This window comes from Dactylosporangium sp. CS-033363, assembly GCF_050942475.1.
Classification (GTDB): domain Bacteria; phylum Actinomycetota; class Actinomycetes; order Mycobacteriales; family Micromonosporaceae; genus Dactylosporangium.
Map to the genome: position 1 here is coordinate 1,490,778 of NZ_CP192032.1, position 17,524 is coordinate 1,508,301.

7 protein-coding genes and 1 pseudogene are annotated in these 17,524 nt (G+C 72.7%); 6 read left to right on the forward strand and 2 right to left on the reverse strand.

What is annotated here, in order from left to right:
• Positions 1–74 precede the first annotated feature (74 nt).
• From ACQPZ4_RS06880 to ACQPZ4_RS06895, 4 genes and pseudogenes are all read left to right on the forward strand, one after another.
• The gene (locus ACQPZ4_RS06880; RefSeq protein ID WP_433057278.1) at positions 75–3,101 is read left to right on the forward strand and encodes an ABC transporter permease; all 3,027 of its coding nucleotides are present in this window, start codon (positions 75–77) and stop codon (positions 3,099–3,101) included.
• 28 nt (positions 3,102–3,129) lie between these two features.
• Positions 3,130–3,984 (forward strand): ABC transporter ATP-binding protein, encoded by an 855-nt coding sequence (locus ACQPZ4_RS06885; RefSeq protein ID WP_433057280.1) that lies wholly within the window; start codon positions 3,130–3,132, stop codon positions 3,982–3,984.
• A 22-nt stretch (positions 3,985–4,006) separates the two neighbouring features.
• Complete coding sequence (locus ACQPZ4_RS06890; RefSeq protein WP_433057282.1) at positions 4,007–4,906, forward strand: tetratricopeptide repeat protein; 900 nt, start codon at positions 4,007–4,009, stop codon at positions 4,904–4,906.
• Between the two features lie 11 nt (positions 4,907–4,917).
• Positions 4,918–5,994: pseudogene (locus ACQPZ4_RS06895) on the forward strand (arginase family protein); the annotation flags it as partial.
• 1,605 nt (positions 5,995–7,599) lie between these two features.
• Here the strand turns inward: ACQPZ4_RS06895 and ACQPZ4_RS06900 are convergent.
• A complete protein-coding gene (locus ACQPZ4_RS06900) occupies positions 7,600–9,489 on the reverse strand; it encodes a penicillin-binding transpeptidase domain-containing protein (RefSeq protein WP_433057284.1) in 1,890 nt (629 codons plus the stop codon).
• 190 nt (positions 9,490–9,679) lie between these two features.
• On the opposite strand from ACQPZ4_RS06900, the gene ACQPZ4_RS06905 reads away from it, so the two are divergent.
• Positions 9,680–14,563, forward strand: coding sequence for an NAD-glutamate dehydrogenase (locus ACQPZ4_RS06905; RefSeq protein ID WP_433057286.1), 4,884 nt, complete (start codon positions 9,680–9,682; stop codon positions 14,561–14,563).
• A gap of 143 nt (positions 14,564–14,706) precedes the next feature.
• On the opposite strand, the gene ACQPZ4_RS06910 is transcribed toward ACQPZ4_RS06905, so the two are convergent.
• Positions 14,707–16,158 (reverse strand): glycoside hydrolase family 3 N-terminal domain-containing protein, encoded by a 1,452-nt coding sequence (locus ACQPZ4_RS06910; protein ID WP_433057288.1) that lies wholly within the window; start codon positions 16,156–16,158, stop codon positions 14,707–14,709.
• A gap of 192 nt (positions 16,159–16,350) precedes the next feature.
• Between ACQPZ4_RS06910 and ACQPZ4_RS06915 the strand changes: the two genes are divergently transcribed.
• The gene (locus tag ACQPZ4_RS06915) at positions 16,351–17,523 is read left to right on the forward strand and encodes an ROK family transcriptional regulator (RefSeq protein WP_433057290.1); all 1,173 of its coding nucleotides are present in this window, start codon (positions 16,351–16,353) and stop codon (positions 17,521–17,523) included.
• Position 17,524: the final 1 nt, after the last annotated feature.

Sequence of the window (17,524 nt, forward strand, 5' to 3'; positions counted from 1 at the left end):
GAGCGGAGCGACGGAGCCGCTCATCAGGAGCACAGGTCAATCGCGCCGGTGCCGGAGCTTGCGGAGGTGGCGGCGTGATCGGGCTCGCGCTTGCGATGGTTCGGGCTCGGCCGGGGCAGGCCCTGACGGCCTTCCTGCTCGCCGTGTTCGCGATGGCCGCGGCGGTCAGTGCGCCGGTGTACTCCACCACCGCCGACCGGGCCGTCGTGCACAGCCAGGTCACGGCGGCGCCGATCTCCGAGCGCGTCGTGCAGGCCCGGCGCACCTCGCCCACGCCGCAGGACCACGACTTCGAGAACCTGCTGCCGCAGCTGTTCAACGGCAACGGGTTCGTGAGCGTGTTCAGCACCGAGTACGACATCCTGCTCACCCCGCGGGACATCAAGCAGTCGCACCCCGCGCCGCGCTTCGTGTACCGCGACGACGCGTGCGCCCACGTGCGCATCACCGCCGGGCGCTGCTACGTCAGCGAGACCGAGGTGATCCTGAGCGCCGGGCAGATGGAGACGCTCGGCCTGCGCGTCGGCGACACCGTCACGGCCGCCTACGCCAAGATCGACCCGCAGGCCGGGGAGTACTACGAGGCCGGCAAGCCCTCGCAGCTCACCGTCGTGGGCACGTTCGAGCCGCTGAACAAGGCCGACACGTACTGGTCCGACCTCGACTACTTCAATCCGCGGTCCAGCTCGCGGTACACCACCGAGCCCGTCTTCGCGTCCCGCCTGACCCTGGAGGCGCTGGAGCACGGCCCGGAGAAGCAGGCCCTCGACGTCGTCATCGACGACTCGGCGATCAACCGGGAGTCGCTGGACGCGATCAGCGCCCAGGTCGAGGCGGGCAAGAGCAAGCTCGAGGCGCTGCCCGGCCACGCGGTCGTGAGCACCGGCCTGCCCGTGCTGCTCAAGCGGATCGACGGCGACCGGAGCCTGGTCGCGCAGGTCGTGCCGGTGGCCGCGGTGCCCCTCGTGCTGCTGTGCTGGTTCGTGCTGTTCATCGCCGTGGCCTCGGCGACCCAGGAGCGCCGCCGCGAGCTCGGGCTGTTCTCGCTGCGCGGGCTGACGGCCCCGCGGCGCTGGTGGCTCGCGGCCGGCGAGAGCATCGTGCCGATCCTGGCCGGCGCCGTCGTCGGCTTCTTCCTCGGCCACTACGTGGTCCGCGCGGCCGCGTGGTTCCTGCTGAGCACCTCGGCCGACGTGCCGATCTCGGCCGGGTTCAACCGGTGGGCGGCCGTGTCGCTGCTCGGCGCGCTGCTGGCCGCCCTGCTCGCCCAGCGCGGCGAGCTGGCCAAGCGGACCGTCGACCTGCTGCGCAACGTGCCCAGCCGGATCTCCCGCTGGGGCGCGCCGATCTTCGAGGTCGTCGTGGTGGTGCTGGCCGCCGTCTCCGTCGTGCAGCTGCGCCGGGGTGGCAGCGGGCTCACCGGCTTCGCGCTCGTCGCCCCGTCCGCCGTCGTCATCGCGGTCGCCCTGCTCGCGGCCCGGGCCGTGCTGCCGATCGCCGAGCGCATCGGGCGCCGGGCGGCTCGCCAGGGCCGGATCGGGCCGATGCTGGCCGCGTACGCGCTCTCCCGCCGCCCCGGCACCCAGCGCATCCTCGCGCTGTTCGTGGTCGCCATCGGGCTGCTGGTCTTCGCGGCCACCGCGTCCAGCGCGGCCGGGGACGCCCGCGACCACCGCGCCAGCGTCCAGCTCGGCGCGGAGCGGGTGCTCACCGTCGACCCGCTCAGCCGGGCCGCCCTGCTGGCCAAGGTCCGCGCGGTCGACCCGAAGGGCGAGTTCGCGATGGCCACCACGATGCTGCCGGTATCCGAGGACTCGGTCGCCCCGATGCTCGCCGTGGACAGCCGGGCGCTGGCCGCCACCGCCGCCTGGGACGACGCGAGCCTCTCCGCCGAGGAGGCGGCCAAGCTGCTGCACCCGGCCGCGGAGCGGGACTCGATCGAGGTCGACAACAAGGACCTGTCCCTGGACGTCACCATCGACAGCCTCGTCGACGCGTTCCGGGTGCACTGGGTCGCGGTCGTGGTGCCCGAGGACGGCGGCGACGTCGGCCGGGTCGACCTGGGCAAGGTCACCACCGGCCGGCAGACGTACGTGCGGAACCTGCCGATGTGCGTCAACAAGTGCCGCCTGGCCGCGCTGGAGCTCGAGCAGCCCGAGGGGCGCGGCTTCGACGCCAACGTCGTGCTGCACAGCGTCAGCCAGCACGGCAAGGCCATCGTCGACGAGGCCGCGTTCGCGCTGGCCGACACCTGGCGGGTGCCGGACACGCCGGGGCCGAAGCTGCTCGTGCCGACGCTGTCCGCCGAGAAGGACGGGCTGCGGGCCGAGATCTCCGGCTACAAGGGCGCCGACACCGCGATGCGGGTCATGCCGACCGACGTGCCCTCGCCGCTGCCGGTGATCGCCTCGCGCAGCGCCGGGGTCGGCGACCACATGACCGGGCTGGACGAGTCCCGGCAGGCGATCACCGTCGTCGGCGAGGTGAACACCGTCCCGCGGCTGGGCTACAGCGGCGGGATCGTCGACCTGGACTACGCCGAGCGGATGGCGACGGACGGGGGCGACGCGGAGTACCCGCGGATCTTCCTGGGTCCGAAGGCGCCCGCGGACGTGGTCGAGCAGCTGCGCAAGCAGGGCCTGATCATCAGCGCCGACACCCGGCTCGGCCCGGTGCGCGACGCGCTCGACGAGCAGGGGCCGGCCGTCGCGCTGCGCTTCCACGAGCTCGCCGGGGTGCTGGCCGTCATCCTCGCCGTCGGCGCCCTGTGGCTGGTCGCCGGCCTCGACCGCAGCCGCCGGGTGGGGGAGCTGCGCGCGCTGCGGGCCCAGGGCGTGACCCGCCGCGACGCGGCCGCCAACGGCTACCTCGCGCTGGTCGGCACCGCGGTCGTGCTGGCACCGTTCGCCACCCTGGCCAGCTGGCTGCTGGTGCGCGAGTATCTACCGGTCTTCAGCGACGACGCGCAGGGATTCGAGGCCTCATACTGGCCGTCACCCCTCCCGGTCGCCGTCGCCTGGGGGGCCGCCGCGGTGCTGCTGGCCGTGGCGGCGCTGGTCGCCGGAGCCAGGCTGCGCGCGGCCGCGACGTTGAAGCGCTGATCGTGTACTGCGAGAGGATGGGGACGCGATGAACGGATTGGCGGTCGCCTGCCGGCGGGTCGTGCACATCTACCGGGCCGAGGCGGGCGACGTCGTGGCCCTGGCCGGCGTCGACCTGTCGATCGGGCCGGGCGAGACGCTGGCCCTCGTCGGGCCCTCCGGCTCCGGCAAGTCGACGCTGATCTCCCTGCTCGCGGGGCTGATGCGCCCGTCGGCCGGCCGGGTCAACATCGGCACGTACGACATGGGCAAGCTCTCCGACAGCGAGATCGCCCGGCTGCGCGGCACCGAGATCGGCGTCGTGCTGCAGGGCGCCGCGCGCAACCTGCTGCCGTACGCGTCGCTGCACCGCAACATCTGGCTGGCCCAGCGGCGCGCGGCCCGCACCGAGGGCATCAAGCTCGACGACCCGGACCGCATCCTCGACCTCGTCGGGCTGCCCGGGCTCGGGCGCGCCCGCATCGACGAGCTCGCCCCGGGCGCGCGGCAGCGGGCGGCGCTGGCCGTCGGCATCGCGGCCGGCCCCGGCCTGCTGCTCGTGGACGAGCCCACCAGCCAGCTCGACACGCACGGGCGCGACGAGGTCCTCGAGGCCCTGGAGACCGTCAACCGGGAGCGCAACACGACCATCGTGGTCGTCACCCACGACGGCGACGTCGGCACCCGGCTCGGCCGCGCGGTGACCATCCGCGACGGGCGGGTCGGCGCGGAAGGCCGCGACGGGCAGGACTTCGCGGTGGTGGCGGGCGACGGGACGGTACAGCTGCCGCCTGAGGTTCTTGGTGACTTCCCGCCGGGCACGCTCTTCACCGTGGAGCACATCGACGGCTCCGTGACGCTCGTGGCGGGTGGATCCGACCGATCACTTGCGGCAGACCACTAGGGCCACGTGCAAAACTAGGGCCATGACGGACCCACGCCAGTCTCAGTCGATCTTCACCCGCGGGGCGGTGGACCTCGGCGCCCTGGCCGCGCGCGGCAACGCGACGGCCGCGCCGCGGCCCGCCGCCGAGTCCACCCCGGGCACCCCGGCCGGCGCCAACGTGATCGAGGTCACGGAGGCGAGCTTCCAGCAGGACGTCATCCAGCGTTCGCTGACGGTGCCGGTGGTGATCGACTTCTACGTCGCCGGCAGCGCGCCGGACCAGCAGTTCTCACCGCTGCTGGCCCAGCTCGCGGCCGAGAGCGAGGGCACCTGGACGCTCGCCCGGGTCGACGTCGAGACCAACCCGCGCCTCGCGCAGATGTTCCGCATCCAGAGCATCCCGTTCGTCGCGGCCATCGTCGGCGGCCAGCCGGTCGACGCGTTCAACCAGCCGCTGCCCGAGCCGCACCTGCGCCAGTGGATCGACGCGGTGCTCAAGGCGGCCGGCGTCGAGGTCGAGCACCCCGAGGACCCGCGCCTGCTGCAGGCGGACGACGCGATGGCCGACGGCGACCTCGACGCCGCCGAGGCCGCGTACCGCAAGATCCTCGACGAGACCCCGAACGACGTCGTCGCCGAGTCCGGGCTGGCCCAGGTCGGCCTGCTGCGCCGGACCGACGGCCTGGACCTCGCGGCGGCCCTCAGCGCCGCCGAGCAGTCCCCGGACGACGTCGACGCGCAGCTGCTCGCGGCCGACGTCGAGGTCCTGACCGGCGAGGCCGACAAGGGCTACACGCGCCTGGTCGGCCTCATCCGCCGCACGGCGGGCGACGAGCGCGAGGCCGTGCGCAAGCACCTACTCGCGCTGTTCACCGTCGCCGGTCCCGACGACCCCGCGGTCGCCAAGGCCCGCCGGGCACTGGCGAGCGCGCTCTTCTGACGGGCCCGGCCGTGCGCCGCATCGCCGTCGTCGACGCGCCGAGCAACCTGGGGTTACGGCCACCGACCGCATCCTCGGTGCCCGGCTGCGCCAAGGCGCCCGGCGCGCTGCGCGACCACAACCTGCTGGCCCGCCTGGGCGCGCGCGACGCCGGCTGCATCACCCCGCCGCGGTACGACCCGGCGGGGTGGCAGCCCGGCGACGGCGTGGCCCAGTCGGCCGAGATCGCCGTGTTCGTCAAGCGCCTGGCCGACCGCATCGGCTCGGTCCTCGCCGCGGGTGACTTCCCGCTCGTGCTCGGCGGGGACTGCTCGATCCTGCTCGGAGCCGGCCTGGCCATGCGCCGCCACCAGAACGAGGCCGGCGGCCGCATCGGCCTGGTCTACGTCGACGGGCACTCCGACTTCCGCCACGACGGCAACGCGTCCTACGTCGGCGCCGCGGCGGGCGAGGCGCTGGCCCTCGCGACCGGCCGCGGGCAGGCCAACCTCGCCTCGATCGAGCAGCGCCGCCCGTACTTCCGCGACGTCGACGTGGCGCTGCTGGGCATTCGCACGCACGACGAGTACCGGCTGGACCTGCAGGCGGCGGGCATCGTCGCGCGGGCGGTGCCGGAGCTGCGCTCGGACGGGGCGGCGCGGTCGGCGCAGTGGGCGCGCGACCAGCTCCGCGACTGCGCCGGGTTCTGGGTGCACATCGACGTGGATGTCCTCGACCCCGCCGTGATGCCGGCGGTGGACGCGCCGGACGTGGGCGGGATCGCGTACCGGGAGCTGGAGATCCTGCTCAGCGGGCTGGTGTCCGATCCGCGCTGCCTGGGGGCGCAGGTCACGGTCTTCGATCCGGACTACGACCCGGACGGGCAGTACGCGGCCGAGGTGGCCGATGTGCTGGTGGCCGGGCTGGAGCCGTTGATCACGTCGTCGGCGCTGGTGGCCTCCTCGCCGGACCCGGTGATTTCGGCGCCGCCGTTCGCCGATCCGGTTTCGGCGCCGCCGATCTCCGCGCCGCCGGTTGCCACTCCGTTGCCGCCTGCCTTGGATCCGGGGCCGGAGGTGCCGGCGGAGCCTGTGGCGGGGGATCTCGACTTCTTCGCGGAGCCGGCGTCGGCGGATCTGGACTTCTATGCGGAGCCGGACGCGGAGGTTGCGGCGCCGACTTCTCCGGCGGAGCCCGTTTCACCTGCGGCGCTGGGCTTGGTCAACTTCGCCGCGGCCGCCCCTCCCTCGGCCGGCCCTTCCTCAGCCGGTTCCTCCTCGGCCGGCCCTTCCTCGGCCGCCGGTTCCTCAGCCGGCCCTTCTTCAGCCCGCCCTTCCTCAGCCGGCTCTTCCTCAATCCGTCCTTCCTCAGCCGCCGGTTCCTCAGCCGGCTCTTCCTTGGCCGGCCCCTCCTCAATCGGCCCTTCCTCAGCCGCCGGTTCTTTGCCCGACATTTCGGAAATGTCGGAAATGTCCGGTGAGGAGGTCACGCCGTCGGAGTTCGAGGGGGAGCGCGGCGTCTCGCCGCTCGGACGCGTGCAGGGGGCCAGCGAGCTCGGATCGGGTGTGCGGCGCGGGCTCGAGCGGCTGCGGCCAGGCCGGCAGCGTTCGGGCGGGCTGCTGCGGCGCGCGACCGCGCCGGACGACGCGGGCTCGGACGGACTCGCGCGCGGAAGCGACGCGGCCTCCGACGAGCCGCGCGTTGGTGGGTTGCTGCGCCGCGTGAGCCCCGTGGGCGATGACGACCCGGGCGCGGACGCGGAGGTGCGGGACGAGCCGCGCGTTGGTGGGTTGCTGCGCCGCGTGAGCCCCGTGGGCGATGACGACCCGGGCGCGGACGCGGAGGTGCCCGAGGAGCCGCGCGTGGGTGGGTTGCTGCGCCGCGTGGGTCCCGTGGATGAGGACGACGCGCGCGCGGACGCGGAGGTGACCGAGGAGCCGCGCGTGGGTGGGTTGCTGCGCCGTGTGAGCCCCGTGGGCGATGACGACGCACGCGCGGACGCGGAGGTGCCCGAGGAGCCGCGTGTGGGTGGCCTGCTGCGGCGTGTGGACGGCGAAACGCCGGAGGAGCCGCGCGCGGATGCGCTGCTGCGGCCCGTTGACGACGTGGAGGCGCCCGAAGCGGAGGACCTCGCGCGCGGCGAGGAGCTGGGTGAGGTCGAGCCGGCGGCGGTGGGCGAGAAGCCGGCGTGGTTGCTCGGACGGTACAGTCGCGCGGCTTCGTTGTCCTTGGACTCGCTGCCGCGGGACGACCTCGGGCCCGGCGGGCTCAAGCGCGGCCCCTTCGTGCCCAGTCAGGCCGCTCGGCGCGGGCCCGAGGAGTCGCCCGAGTCGCCGCTCACCGACGTCGTGCCGGCCGCGCGGACGCCCGTGGACGAGGAAGAGGCGCAGCGGCCGGGCTCCTGACGTCGCGGGGGCCTGGCCGCCACGAAAACTCAGGCGTCGTGCCGGCCGCGCGGACGCCCGTGGACGAGGAAGAGGCGCAGCGGCCGGGCTCCTGACGTCGCGGGGCCCGGCCGCCACGAAAACTCAGGCGTCGTGCCGGCCGCGCGGACGCCCGTGGGCGAGGAAGAGGCGCAGCGGCCGGGCTCCTGACGTCGCGGGGCCCGGCCGCCACGAAAACTCAGGCGTCGTGCCGGCCGCGCGGACGCCCGTGGACGAGGAAGAGGCGCAGCGGCCGGGCTCCTGAAGGGGCCCGGCCGGCGACGCGAAACCTCAGCCGATCGTCTGGAAGAACTTGCCCGCGATCGGGACCGCGGCGGCCGTCGACGCGCCGCCGTTCTCCACGAAGACGCAGAAGGCGATGTCCCCGCGGTAGCCCATGAACCAGGAGTGGGTGTGGGCCGGGTCGTTGTCGTACTCGGCGGTGCCGGTCTTCCCCCGCAGGTCGCCCGGCAGGTTCTTGAGCTGGTTGGCCGTGCCGTCGGTGACCACCTCGCGCATCATCTGGCGCAGCGGGTCGAGGGACGACTGCTTGAGCTGCGGGCCGTCCGCGGCCGGGCTCTTGGGGGCCGGGTCGAGGACGAGCTGCGGCTGCTTCCACTGGCCGCGGGCGATGCCGGCCGCGGCGGCGGCCATGACGACCGGGGAGACCAGGTTGGTGCCCTGGCCGAACGCGGCCGCGGCCTGCTCCGCCTTGGAGCCGTTCACCGAGATCTTGCCGGAGAAGACGTCGGCGCCGAGGTCCCACGGGATGCCCAGGCCGAGGGTCTGCGCGGTCTTGCCCAGGCCGTCGGGGGCGATCTGCGGGGCGAGCGAGGCGAACGCCGTGTTGCACGACTTCGAGAAGTCGGTGCGCAGCGGTACGTTGCCCAGCTCCTCGTCGTGCGAGTTCTTGAAGGTGCGGCCGTCGACCGTCAGGTTCTTCGGGCAGGCGACCACCGACTCGCCGGTCATGCCCTTGTCCAGCACCGCGAGCGCGGTGACGGTCTTGAGCATGGAGCCGGGCGGGGTCTGCCCGACGAGGGCGAAGTTGTTCGCGGCCGCGCCCGGGCCGTTGGCGACCGCGACGATCGAGTTGTCGCTGACGCGGATCGCGACCAGGGCCGAGCGCCGGGTCTCGCCGGCCAGGGCCTGCTCGGCCGCGTTCTGCATGTTCTGGTCGATGGTCAGCTTGATCCCGGCGCCGGTGGTCGGGTCGGCGCTGAAGAACTCCTTGTCCGGGGTGCCCTGCGGCATGGACACGATCACCTTGACGCCCGGCTTGCCCTGCAGCACGGCGTCGTAGCGCTGCTGCAGGCCGCTCAGCCCGACCACGTCCCCGACCTGGTACTTGCCGGGGTTCTTGTCCATGATCTCCTTCGTCACCTCGCCGGTGCTGCCCAGTAGGGCGCGGGCGAACTGGGCGGAGGGGGCCAGGGCCTGGGACGAGTTGCGGGTGATCACGCCCGGGGTCGAGTTCAGCTTGTTGGCGATGGGGTCGAAGACCTCCTTGCGCAGGGTGACAATCTGCACAAAGGCGTCGGGCGCGGCCTTCTTCACCTTGTCCGGCAGGCCGGACACGTCGACGTCGACGTTCGCCGCCTTGAAGGCGTCTGTCAGATTTCTGACCACGATGTTGATGTCGGTGATCGAGCGCGGCTGGACGCCGACGATCACGACCGGCTTGCTGCTCACGATCGGCTGGCCGGAGCCGTCGAGAATGCTGCCGCGCGACCCGGCGGTCTTGCGGATCGCCAGCTTGTCGGTGGACTCGAGCTTCGGGTTGATGGTCTTGGCGTCGAAGATCACAGTCCAGGCCTTGTCGACCCGCTTGGCGTCGACCGTCGTGTCGTACTCCCACGTGGAGTCGGCGACCGGCCACGCGACGTGCACCACGGCGCTGCTGTTGTCGTCCTTGACCACGGGCGCGCCCTTGAGCGTGAGCTTGGGCGGGTGGGCGGCCAGGTCGCCCGCGACGGTCGTCCACAGCTTCTGCGCCGCGTCGCCGGTCAGGGCTTTACCGTCCTGACCCAAGAACTTCAGGCCGGCGATGTTGCCCTGCTCCCAGGCCCCGAGGAAGGTCTTGAAGGAGTCGTCCGGCGGCTTGCTGGAGCACGCGGGCAGCGTGCCGAGCAGCGCCACGGCGGCGACGAGAGCGGTGACGCGACGGATCGAAACGGCCATGTGGGCGATTCTGCGCTATGAAAGCACGGATCTGCACGCCCCAAGATCGCATAAGTAGGACAATTCTGTACGCCGAGCGCCGCTTGATCGGGTACACGACGAAGGTGAACCGGACTGAGGCGAACCCTCCGCAGAGCTTTAGGCTGAGCGAGGACAACCCACAACGTGGTGGGCGAGGGGAGAACAACCGATGAATCGGCCTGGGGCCACCCCGGTGCAGGAGGGCGCCCGCGCATTACGCGGCGCGCGAGCCCCCGAACCGGCGGTCGAAGACGACGAGCTGGAGCAGTCAGTGCCCAACGCGGAGCACCTGGTGGCGGAGGCGGTCGTGCTGGCCACCGCACAGGATGCGGATCCGGAACTGGTCGCGGCCTATTGGCGCCTGGTGCCCGACGAGGAGCTGGCCGCCTGCAATGTCGCCAAGATGGTCGACGCCACCAAGTCGCACCTGGAGCTGGCCCAGCAGCGGACTCCCGGCGAGCTGAAGCTGCGACTCGGGCTCAGCGTGACCGGCGGCACCGCGGTGGAGATCGTCACCGACGACATGCCGTTCCTGGTCGACTCGGTCACCAGCGCGCTGTCGTCGCGCAACATCGACGTCAACCTGCTGGTGCACCCGCTGGTGGTGCTGCGCCGCGCCCCGCTGGGCGCGCTGGAGGACATCCGCGTCGGGGTCGAGCCCGAGGACGCGCTGCCCGGCGACATCGTCGAGAGCTGGATCCGCATCGAGGTCGACCGGATCCGCGACGAGGCCGAGCTCGAGGAGCTGCGCACCGACCTGGCCCGGGTGCTCAACGACGTGCGCGAGGCGGTCGAGGACTGGCCGAAGATGCGCACCCAGGCGCTGGCGCTCGCCGACGAGCTCGGCTCGGCCCAGCTGCCGGTCCCGGACAAGGACATCACGGACTCGGTCGAACTGCTCCGCTGGCTGGTGGACGACCACTTCACGTTCCTGGGCTTCCGGCAGTACAAGCTGATCAAGGGCGAGAACGGCGAGGAACTCCTGCAGGCGGTGCTGGGCAGCGGCCTGGGCATCCTGCGCGGGGACCAGGTCAAGCCGCGGGCACTGGCCTCCATGACCGCCGAGGCCTACGCCAAGGCGCTGGAGAAGCGGCTACTGATCATCACGAAGGCGAACTCGCGGGCCACGGTCCACCGCTCGGCCTACCTGGACTACATCGGCTTCAAGATGTTCGACGCCGACGGCAACGTGATCGGCGAGAAGCGCTTCCTGGGCCTGTTTTCCTCCGCGGCGTACCGCACGAGCGTCCGCGATCTGCCCGTCGTCAAGCGCAAGGTCGCCGAGGTGGTCGAGCGCTCCGGCCTGTCCCCGCGCTCCCACTCGGGCAAGGACCTGATGGAGACGCTCGAGACGTACCCGCGCGACGAGCTGTTCCAGATCGCCACCGGCGAGCTGTACAACGCCGTCATGGGGGTGCTGCGGCTGGCCGGCCGCCGCCAGCTCAAGGTGTTCCTGCGCCGCGACGCGTACGGCCGCTTCATCTCCTGCCTGGTCTACCTGCCCCGGGACCGGTTCACCACGGCCAACCGGCTGCGCATCCAGCAGATCCTGCTGGCCGAGCTCAACGGCGTCGGCGTGGACTACACGACCCGGGTGAGCGAGTCCAAGTTCGCCCGCGTGCACTTCATCGTGCGCACCGAGCCCGGCAACCCGCCCGGCTGGATCGACGTCGACGACCTCACCGAGCGGCTGTCCGAGGCGACCCGGCTGTGGGACGACGACTTCCGGCTGGTGCTGGAGCGCAAGCTCAACGACGAGCACCAGGCCAAGGTGCTGTACCAGCGCTACGGCGGGGCGATCTCGGACACGTACAAGGACGAGCACACGCCGTACGAGGCTGTGAAGGACGTCGCCAAGCTGGAGCTGCTCGACGAGCCGGGCCAGCTGGTCATGCACGTGTACCGGCGCCGCCAGGACGAGTCGGACATCCGGTTCAAGGTCTTCCGGGCCGGCGAGCCGATGCTGCTCTCGGCCGTCCTCCCGGTGCTGCACTCGCTCGGGGTCAAGGTCACCGACGAGCGGCCCTACGAGGTCGTGCGCGGGGACGGGACGATCTACCTGTACGACTTCGGGCTGCAACTGCCCCCCGACTCCCGCGCCATCGCCGACGTGCGCCCGCACCTGGAGAACGCGTTCTCGGCCACCTGGCGCGGCGAGGCCGAGGTGGACAACTTCAACAGCCTCGTGCTCAAGGCCGGCCTGACCTGGCGCGAGGTCGTGGTGCTGCGGGCCTACGCGAAGTACCTGCGCCAGGCGGGCACCGTCTTCTCGCAGGACTACATGGAGACGACGCTGCTGGCGTACCCGGCGGTCGCGTCCAAGCTGGTCGCGCTGTTCGCGGCGCGCTTCGACCCGCGGCTGCAGCTGTCCGAGGCGACCCGCACGGTGCAGTCCAAGGAGCTCGTCGCGGCGATCAACGCCGACCTCGACGAGGTGACGAGCCTCGACCAGGACCGCATCCTCCGGTCCTTCCTGCACCTGATCCAGGCCACCCTGCGCACGTCGTTCTTCCAGCGGGGTGATGGTGGGCGGCCGAAGTCCTACACGGCGTTCAAGTTGGATCCGCAGTCGATTCCGGATCTGCCGGCTCCGCGGCCGCGGTTCGAGATTTTCGTGTACTCCCCGCGCTTCGAGGGTGTCCACCTGCGCTTCGGTTCGGTGGCCCGGGGCGGGTTGCGCTGGTCGGACCGGCGGGAGGACTTCCGGACCGAGATCCTGGGGCTGGTCAAGGCGCAGATGGTGAAGAACGCCGTGATCGTGCCGACCGGGGCGAAGGGCGGGTTCGTGCTCAAGCAGAACCCGGGGGACCGGGACGAGGCGGTGGCCTGCTACCAGCTGTTCATCTCCGCCCTGCTCGACGTGACCGACAACCTCGACGGCGGCAAGGTGGTGGCGCCGCCGGACGTGGTGCGCCACGACCCGGACGATCCGTATCTGGTGGTGGCGGCGGACAAGGGCACGGCGACGTTCTCGGACATCGCGAACGAGATCTCGGTGCGGTACGGGTTCTGGCTCGGTGACGCGTTCGCGTCGGGCGGGTCGGCGGGGTATGACCACAAGAAGATGGGGATCACGGCCAAGGGCGCGTGGGAGTCGGTCAAGCGGCATTTCCGCGAGCTCGGCGTGGACACCCAGACGACCGGGTTCACGGTGGTCGGCGTGGGGGACATGTCCGGCGACGTGTTCGGCAACGGGATGCTGCTGTCGGAGCACATCCGGCTGGTCGCGGCGTTCGACCACCGGCACATCTTCATCGACCCCGCGCCCTCCGCCGCCGTGGGCTTCGAGGAGCGGACCCGCCTCTTCGCGCTGCCGCGGTCCTCGTGGGACGACTACGACCGGTCGAAGATCTCGGTCGGCGGCGGCGTCTTCTCCCGCGCGGCGAAGTCGATCAACCTGTCCGACGAGGCGCGGGAGGCGCTCGGGATCACCACGCCCGGCCCGCTCGCCCCGAACGACCTGATGCACGCCATCCTCGCCGCGCCGGTCGACCTGTTCTGGAACGGCGGCATCGGCACCTACGTCAAGGCGACCGGCGAGTCCCACGCCGAGGTGGGCGACAAGGCCAACGACTACATCCGGGTCAACGGCCGGGAGCTGCGGGCCAAGGTGGTCGGCGAGGGCGGCAACCTGGGCCTGACCCAGCGGGGCCGCATCGAGTACGCGCTCAACGGCGGCCGCATCGCCACCGACTTCATCGACAACTCGGCCGGCGTGGACTGCTCGGACCACGAGGTCAACATCAAGATCCTGCTCGACCGCGCGGTCGCGGCGGGGGAGCTGGACGCGGCGGACCGCAACCCGCTGCTGGCCGAGATGACCGACGAGGTCGGCGAGCTGGTCCTGCGCGACAACTACGACCAGGCGACCGCGCTGGGCAACGCGCGGGCGCAGTCGCGGTCGCTGCTGCCGGTACACAAGAGGCTCATTGCCGATCTTGAACGGCGCGGCCAGCTCGACCGCGCGCTGGAGGGCCTGCCGAACGACGAGCAGCTCGACGAGCGCGCGGCATCCGGGGTCGGGCTCACCTCGCCCGAGTTCGCGGTGCTGCTGTCGTACGTCAAGATCGTGCTGGAGCACGAGATCCTCGACTCGAACCTGCCGGACGAGGAGTGGACCACCGACGTGCTGGTCGGCTACTTCCCGACCGCGCTGCGCGAGCGGTTCGCCGAGGCGATGGCCGAGCACCCGCTGCGCCGCGAGATCGTCACCACGGCCGTGGTCAACGAGGCGGTCAACCGGGGCGGCACATCGTTCTTCCACCGCGCCTCGGAGGAGACGGGCGCGGGCGCGGCGGACGTGCTGCGGGCCTCAGTCGTGGTCAACGAGGTGTACGGCCTGAGCGAACTGCGCCGCGCCGTGGAGTCGCTCGACAACGAGATCCCGACCAAGTCGCAGACCGCGGTGTACCTGGAGATGCGGCGCCTGCTCGACCGGGCGGTGCGCTGGCTGGTCTCCAACCGCCGGCTCCCGATCGACGTCCCCGGCGAGATCGCGCGCCTGCGCCCCGGCATCTCCCGCCTCCTGCCGCAGCTGGACACCCTCTTCCGCGGCCGCGAGCGGGAGGCCCTGCACGCCAACGCCGAGGGGCTGCGCGAGCTCGGGCTGCCGGAGGAGATCGCGGACAGCACCACCCGCATCATGTACGGCTTCGGCCTGCTCGACATCGTCGAGGTCGCCTCCACCACGGGCCGCGACGTCAACGAGGTCGCGACGGTGTACTACCTGCTCAGCGAGCGGTTCCGGGTCGACGACCTGCTCTCGCGCATCTCCGCGCTCCCGCGCGAGGACCGCTGGCAGACCCTGGCCCGGATGGCGCTGCGCTACGACCTGTACGCGGCGCTGGCGGCCCTCACCGCCGAGGTCCTCAACGCGACCTCGCCGGAGGCCGACACCGAGGCGCGGGTGCACGAGTGGGAGCAGAGCAACGCGACGTCCATCGCGCGGACGCGCAACGCCATCGGCGAGTTCGGCGACTCGCCGGGCGACCTGGCGGCGCTGTCGGTGCTGCTGCGCCAGATCCGCACGCTGGTGCGGGCCTCGGCGGCTTGATCTGGGGCGGCCCCGGCGTCTTGCTGGCGCCGGGGCCGCTTCGTGCGCTGGACCGTTGCCACCCCGGCGCGCGGCGGCCCCGGCGTCGGTCCTCTGACGCCGGGGCCGTGCTGCGTTGCGGTGCGGTGCGGTGCGGCGGGACGCTACGCCGCGAGGCCCAGCGTCTCCGCGGCCGCGCGGCCGTTGGCGTGGCTGGCGCCCCAGGTGGTGATGAACGCGCGGGCGCCCGACGGCCGCCACGAGGACGGCCAGCCCATCTCCACGACCGTCACCGCGTGCGTCTCGGCCAGGGTCTCGACCAGCGCGCGGGCGCCCGGGAGGCGGTGGACGTTGCGGCCCACGACGACGATCGGGCGGTTGCCCGCGCGGGCGCGCAGCTCGGCCGGGTCGGCGGCGGCGGCCACGATGCGGACCTGCTCGGTGCCGTTCACGTGCGGGCCGAGGCCCCACGGCACGCGCCCGGCCGCGATGGACGACTCGGACTCCAGCTGGACGAGCAGCGGCGCGGACTCGCGGTCGTGGGTGCCCTCGATGCGCACGGCGCTCAGGGCCGCCGGATAGCCCAGGCCGGGCTCCTCGCGGTCCGTGCGGTCCCCGCTGCGCGTCCACGCGGACAGGTCGGCCACGCGGGCCGCGGCCTCCTCCAGGCGGGCAAGGGCAAGGCGCCCATCCTGTACCGCGGCCACGATCTCTTCCGCGCAGGCGCGCGTGATCTGCTCGTCGATGTCGGCCCCGATGCACAGCAGGTCGGCGCCCGCCGCGAGGGCCAGGACGGCGCCCTCGGGGATGCCGCCGGCGTAGCGGGCCGCGCCCAGCATCTCCAGCGCGTCGGTCACCACGACGCCGGTGAAGCCCAGCTCGCCGCGCAGCAGGTCGACCAGGACGGCGCGGCTGAAGGTGGCCGGGGCGTCGCCGGTGAGTGCGGGGACGCGGATGTGCGCGGACATGATCGACTTCGCGCCCGCCTCGATGGCGGCGACGAACGGGGGCAGCTCGCGCCCGCGCAGCAGCGACGCGTCGATGTCGACGGTCGGCAGCTCCCGGTGCGAGTCGGCGAGCGTCGCGCCGTGGCCGGGGAAGTGTTTGGCGCACGCCGCGACGCCCGCGCCCTGCAGGCCCAGGACGGCGGCGGCGGTGTGGGTGGCCACGGCGATCGGGTCGGCGCCGAAGCTGCGGGTACCGATGATCGGGTTGTCGTCGGCGGTGTTCACGTCGACGGTCGGCGCGAGGTTCAGGTTGATCCCGAGCCCGTCGAGCTCGGCGCCGATCGTGCGGTACACGCGGCGGGTGACGGCGGGGTCACCGAGCGCGCCCAGCGCGGCGTTGCCCGGGTAGGGGCTGCCCGCGCGGTGGGCCAGGCGGGTGACGTCGCCGCCCTCCTCGTCGATGGCGATGAGCACGCCCCCGCGCGCGGCGTGCAGGCTCGCGGTGAGCGCGGCGACCTGCTCCCGCTCGACGATGTTGAAGCCGAAGAGCAGGTGGCCGGCCATCCCCTCGGCGAGGAGGTCCACGGCCCACGCCGGGGCCTGCTCCCCCTTGAAGGCGCCGAGCAGCGTGCCCAGGGCCAGCCGGCGGAGTCCGGGATCGGTCGACACGATGTTCCCCCTTTGCGCGCGGACGCGGGTGCGGCGGCGGGGCCGCACTCGTCCGAGCACTGTCCAAATCGTAAGAGCTTCTTGACCGGTTGTGCGTAGGCCGACCGGTTGGTCCGGCCGTACGCTCTGCTAATAGGTTGCGAGTGGCACGCTAATAGGAAAGTTTCCTAAATACTAGGGGTCTTCGTCACGATGAGTTCCGCCCGACTGCCCGGCACGCCTCGGCTGCTGCGCGCCCTCAACGATCGTGCCGCCCTCGAGCTGCTGCTGAGCCGGGGACCGCTCACCCGCGCCCAGCTCGGCGAGCTCACGGGACTGTCCAAGGTCACCGCGTCGCAGCTGGTGGAGCGGCTGGAGGAGCGCGGGCTGGTGGCCCGGGTGGGCGAGCAGGCGGGGGGCCGCGGCCCCAACGCGCAGATGTACGCGGTGGTGCCCGCCACGGCGTACGTGGTCGCCGTCGATGCCGGTCCGGCGCACGTCGTGGCCGGCGTGGCGGACATCACGGGCAACATCGTCGGGCGCACCGACGTGGCGATCGGCGAGGGCGACGACCCGGTCAAGGTCGTGCACGCCGCGGTCGTGGAGGCCGCGCAGGCCGCCGGGGCGCCGATCGACCGGATCCGGCGCATCGTGCTCGGCACGCCCGGCCTGGTCGACCCCAAGAGCGGCGAGATCACCTTCGCCTGGGACCTGCCGCGCTGGCACCGCGGCCTGCTCACCGCGCTGCGCGAGGACCTCGGCCGGCCCGTCATGTTCGAGAACGACGTGAACCTGGCCGCGATCGCCGAGCAGCACTCCGGCGCGGCCGTGGGCGCCCAGGACTTCGTGCTGGTGTGGCTGGACCGCGGCGTCGGCACCGCGGTCGTGCTGGGCGGCCGCCTGCACCGCGGCAGCGCGGGCGCGGCGGGGGAGATCGGCTACCTCCCGGTCGCCGGCACCCAGATCAGCCGCGACGCGTCCCGGCGCTCCAAGAACGGCTTCCGCATGCTGGTCGACGCCGCGGCGGTACGCGCGATCGCCAAGACCCACGGCTTCAAGTCCGCGGGCGCGGCGGAGGCGGTGCGCGCCGCCATCGCCGCCGGTACCGCGGGCAGCCCCTTCCTCGACGAGCTGGCCCGGCGCATCTCGCTGGGCGTCGCCTCGGTCGGCCTCGTCCTCGACCCGGAGCTCGTGGTGCTGGCGGGCGACGTCGGGCAGGCCGGCGGCATGGACCTGGCCCAGCGGGTGCAGCACGAGGTGGCCGCGATCGCGGTCGTCTCACCCCGCGTGGTGGCGACCGAGGTGGCCGCCGAGCCGGTCCTGCACGGCGCGATCCTGACGGGCCTGGACGCGGTACGCGAGGAGGTCTTCGGCTCGACGGCCTGAA